The sequence below is a fragment of the Flavobacterium sp. genome (assembly GCF_031423415.1).
Lineage (GTDB): Bacteria > Bacteroidota > Bacteroidia > Flavobacteriales > Flavobacteriaceae > Flavobacterium.
Window position 1 is genome coordinate 1 of record NZ_JANPFL010000073.1, and the last position, 4,877, is coordinate 4,877.

The following is a 4,877-nucleotide window of genomic DNA, read 5'->3' on the forward strand; positions in this document are numbered from 1 at the left end:
AACCACGAATTTTATGCTGCATTATTTCAAGAAATTTGAAGAGTATTATCCTTATTTAAATAGAAAAGCGTCTGGTGTAGCAATCACAAAAGATATAAGTTATCTAATTGATATGGTTGTCGATAAATATGGCGAGATAAAAGACAATGCTTCCCCCGATTTATTGAATACTCGACGGGAAATGAATACTGTTCGAGGCAAAGTCAATCAGAGTTTTGGGGTGGCTTTGACACAAAACAATTCTCTCGGTTATTTGGATGATATTAAAGAAAGTTTTGTGCAAAATCGTAGGGTTTTAGCTGTTTTAGCTATGTATCGCCGAAAGGTGAAAGGTTCTATTTTGGGCAGTTCAAAAACGGGAAGCATCGCTTATATTGAACCGGAAACTACCTTGAAATACTCTCGTGAATTAAGCAATTTAGAATACGAGGAAAAGGAAGAAATCACTAGAATTCTAAAGCAATTATCGAATCAAATTCGTCCTTTTTTGCCTTTGCTTATTCAATACCAAGATTTCTTGAGTGATATTGATGTCATTGCTGCAAAAGCAAAATATGCCAACAGAATTAATGGCATACTACCAACAATTAGTGAAGATCGACGTTTGTTTTTTAGAGATGCCTTCCACCCTATTTTGTATTTGAACAACAAACAAAAAAACGAAATTACGCATCCTCAAACTTTTGAATTAAACCAAGAAAAAAGGATAATAGTTATTTCCGGACCCAATGCAGGAGGAAAAACCATCTCGCTGAAAACCGTTGGATTGCTTCAACTGATGTTACAATCTGGAATGCTAATTCCCGTTCACGAACGAAGTGAAACCTTTTTATTCGATAGAATCTTAACAGATATTGGAGACAATCAATCTATTGAAAATCATTTGAGTACTTACAGTTACCGATTAAAGAACATGAACTACTTCTTGAAGAAATGCAACAAGAAAACCATGTTTCTAATTGATGAATTTGGTACAGGTTCGGACCCGGAATTAGGCGGTGCTTTGGCGGAAATTTTCTTGGAAGAGTTCTACCATCGGGAAGCGTTTGGAATAATTACTACACATTATTCGAACCTAAAAATTCTGGCCAACGAATTGCCTTTTGCCATCAATGCTAATATGCTGTTCGACGAAAAAACTTTGGAACCAATGTACAAATTGGTTTTGGGCCAAGCCGGCAGTTCGTTCACGTTTGAAGTGGCTTTGAAGAATGGAATTCCGTTCAGCTTAATTAATCGGGCGAAAAAGAAAATTGAAGTCGGAAAAGTGCGTTTTGACAAAACAATTGCCACACTTCAAAAGGAACGTTCAAAGATGGAAAAAACATCGCAAACACTGAAGGAAGAAGAAACAAAAGCACGTGAAGAAGGTAAGAAAATGGAAACCATCAATGTAAAAATCAAGCAAAAACTAGAAAGTTATCAGGAATTATATGACAGCAACCAGAAAACGATTTATATTGGACAAAAGATTGAATCTATTGCCCAGAACTATTTCAATAATAAGAATAAGAAAGACCTCATTGGCGAATTTTTGAAAATCATCGAAATTGAAAACTCCAAAAGAATAAAAGCGACTCCAAAAGAAGCGAAGGCAATTATAGAAAAGAAAAAAGAGGTCGTCAAAGAGATTGAAGTTAAAGTGGAGGAAATTAGGGTTGCCAAAAAAGAAAAGAAATTAAAGCCCGTTATCGAAAAACCAAAACCTATTCTAAAAGTGGGCGACAGAGTCAGAATGTTTGACGGAAAAGCGGTCGGAAGCATTGACAATATTGAAAAAAATAAAGCCACCGTCAATTATGGGGTGTTTACTTCTAAAGTAAGTTTGGATCTTTTGGAATTGGTGGAAGCTGTCAAGAAATAGTAATCAAGTCATTGCGAGGAACGAAGCAATCGCATTACGAGATCACCAAAATTGAGCAACTTATTGAGATGGCGCACGTTCCTCGCAATTACAAAACACAACTAAAATAATGAAATCTGGATTTATTTATATCATCACTAATCAATATCAAACTGTAGTTTATACTGGGGTAACTTCCAATCTTCCAAAAAGGATTTTGGAGCATATAGAGAAAAGGTATCCTAATTCATTTTCAGCTCGTTACAATGTGAATATATTAGTATATTACGAACAATACCAATGGATTGGAGATGCAATCGCGAGAGAAAAAATAATCAAAGCAGGTTCAAGAGAAACTAAAAACAATTTAATTCGTTCAATGAATCCGACTTGGAAAGATTTATTTGAAGAGATTAAAGATATAATGACCGAATAAAAAGCGTACTAAAATAAGGAGCAAAATTGAGCAACAAATGTGATTGCTTCGTGCCTCGCAATGACAAAATTATGCAAAACCTTCCTCTAAATAAAAAAATAATCCTCTTCGATGGTGTTTGCAATTTATGCGATTCGGCTGTACAATTTGTGATTCAGCATGACAAAAAAGATATTTTTCGCTTCGTGGCTTTGCAATCATACTTGGGTGAGGAAATTTTACAACATATTGGAATCAATCCAAAAAACATTGAAAGTATAATTTTATACGAACCTGGAGTTGCCTATTATTACAAATCACAAGCGGCATTAGAAATCGCAAAAAATTTGGGTGGAATTTGGCATTTTGGGACTATTTTCAGGATTATTCCAACTGGAATTAGCAATCAAGTTTATGATTACATCGCTAAAAATCGTTACAAATGGTATGGCAAAAAAGAAAGTTGTATGATTCCAACAAAGGAATTACAATCCAAATTTTTATCATAAAAATAGGATACAACTATTTTTAAACTACACTATTTTTAGAAAAAAAGCGCTTGTTTTAAATTACTATTGGTAGTTAAGTCTCGCAAAACCGATGTTTAAGGAGCTTCCATCAATTTTTTTATATCCTTCTAAAAACGGTTTTACGGTTACTGAATACGTTAAATTAAAATTCAATTCATAATCGACAGAAGCAATAGAATACATAACGATGAGTTTGCCTGATTTAATTAACCAAGTTCCATTTGCAGTAGCGCCTGAATCGGTAAGACTCATAGTACCATTTACATTAAAAGTAATGGTAAGATTTGAATCATTTACGATTGTAGAACTTGGATTCACATTATAACCACCATTAAATTGTCCGCTAAATTGATGTAATAATAGCACTGTTGCAATTGCTGATCCAGCCGAATTTGTTGCAGTGACATAAACTCTATTTTCGCCTAATGGTAAATTTTCATTCCAAGATAAAATCCCCGTCTGCTGATCTACACTAACTCCAGTATAAGCATCATTCAAATTAAAGATTCCTTGTTCATTTCCCCAATTAATATTGGGTAATCCCGAAGAGCCATGAGTATAAAAAGGTATAGGCAAACTCCCAAGATAGTAAAAATCGGAAGGTGGACTTATTAAATCATCTAGATCGGTGCAGGAACTATTTAGTAAAAATAGCACCATTAAAAGTGAAAATATTTTTGATACTGAACTCATATTTATTTTTGTTTTAGAATTTTTACAACAGTACCTAGCATTACGTTAGCACCCAAAGCCAAATCTTCATAAGAAGAATATTCTAAAGGGTTATGACTAACGCCGTCTTTACAACGAACGAAAATCATTCCGTAATCACAAGCGTAAGACAATGCTAAAGCATCGTGAAAAGGACCGCTCATCAACTCGGGAGCATCTAGTTTTAGGGAAACACACTCTTCGTGAATTATTTCTTTAATCCAATCAGCACAATAGCGTGGATCACTTTTAGTATCTTCTGATATTTCATAAGACAAATGATGTTTTTTTGTGATTTTATCAATTCGATCTCGTAATTGTTTTTCATAACGATTTCTTCGCTCTAAATCGATATCACGTAAATCTACTGTAAAAGTAACTTCTTCTGGAATAATATTTCGAGAAGCAGGAAAAACATTGATGGTACCCACTGTCCCCACTGTTGGTGCTCCAGGCACCTGAGTTGCAATTTCATTAACAGCGACAATAATTTCCGCAGCACCAACCAAAGCGTCTTTACGAATAGGCATTGGTACCGAACCTGTGTGTCCTGCCATTCCTTTTAGTTTAACAGTCCACCATAATGGTCCTGAAATTCCAGAAACCACTCCTATGGGTTTATTAGCTATATCTAAAACAGGACCTTGCTCAATGTGCAATTCCAAAAAACAAAAAATGCTTCCTAGTTTATATTCCGATTCTTTGAATTTTAAAATATCACAACCAAAATCTTTCAAGGCTTGACCTCGAGTAATTCCGTCTTTATCGGTGCGTTCTAACTCACCTTCATCTAATTTTCCTAAAATACCTCGAGAACCGAACAATCCTTTGTTAAAACGCCATCCTTCTTCATCAGCAAAAGAAATGACTTCGATAGCTCTTTCGGGTTTAATTCCATTTTCGGATAAAGTTGTTATTACTTCAATAGCACACAAAACGCCTGCAACCCCATCAAATCTTCCACCGTAAGGCTGAGAATCTAAATGTGAGCCCATCATCAAAATGGGTAAATCTGGATTTTTGCCTTCTAATCGTCCAATTAAATTTCCGAAATTATCTATGTGGGTTGTCATTCCTGCTTTTTGCATCCAATAAGCAGCAAGTTCAAAACCTTCTTTTTCTAATGCTGTATGTGCCGGACGACACGTTCCTGTTACGCCAATTTTACCAATCAAACTCATAGCTTCAAAATGACTTTGAAGACGATTTGCGTTTATTTTCATGTTTTTCGATATTTAAAACCATTATTGTCCGATAAAAAAGAAGCCAAATTAATGGCTTCTTTCAAAGAATCGTATTTTTGTATTGCAAAACATAAATTACGATGGACAAAAATAGCTATTTTTCGACAAAATCTGTTTTCGGACAGTTGATTTCT

General features: G+C 34.8%; 5 protein-coding genes. 3 read left to right on the plus strand and 2 right to left on the minus strand.

The genetic code is table 11. The features are described from left to right. From RMO83_RS07295 to RMO83_RS07305, 3 genes are all read left to right on the plus strand, one after another. The coding region (locus RMO83_RS07295) for an endonuclease MutS2 (protein ID WP_310559016.1) at positions 1 to 1,864 on the plus strand (1,864 nt) is incomplete at its 5' end. Positions 1,865 to 1,973: 109 nt separating this feature from the next. Further along, a complete protein-coding gene (locus tag RMO83_RS07300; RefSeq protein ID WP_310559017.1) occupies positions 1,974 to 2,279 on the plus strand; it encodes a GIY-YIG nuclease family protein in 306 nt (101 codons plus the stop codon). 71 nt (positions 2,280 to 2,350) lie between these two features. After that, positions 2,351 to 2,767, plus strand: coding sequence for a thiol-disulfide oxidoreductase DCC family protein (locus RMO83_RS07305; RefSeq protein WP_310559018.1), 417 nt, complete (start codon positions 2,351 to 2,353; stop codon positions 2,765 to 2,767). A 63-nt stretch (positions 2,768 to 2,830) separates the two neighbouring features. Here the strand turns inward: RMO83_RS07305 and RMO83_RS07310 are convergent, their stop codons facing one another. Further along, a complete protein-coding gene (locus RMO83_RS07310) occupies positions 2,831 to 3,481 on the minus strand; it encodes a hypothetical protein (RefSeq protein WP_310559019.1) in 651 nt (216 codons plus the stop codon). Positions 3,482 to 3,483: 2 nt separating this feature from the next. Continuing rightward, a complete protein-coding gene (locus tag RMO83_RS07315; RefSeq protein ID WP_310559020.1) occupies positions 3,484 to 4,722 on the minus strand; it encodes a M20 family metallo-hydrolase in 1,239 nt (412 codons plus the stop codon). Positions 4,723 to 4,877: the final 155 nt, after the last annotated feature.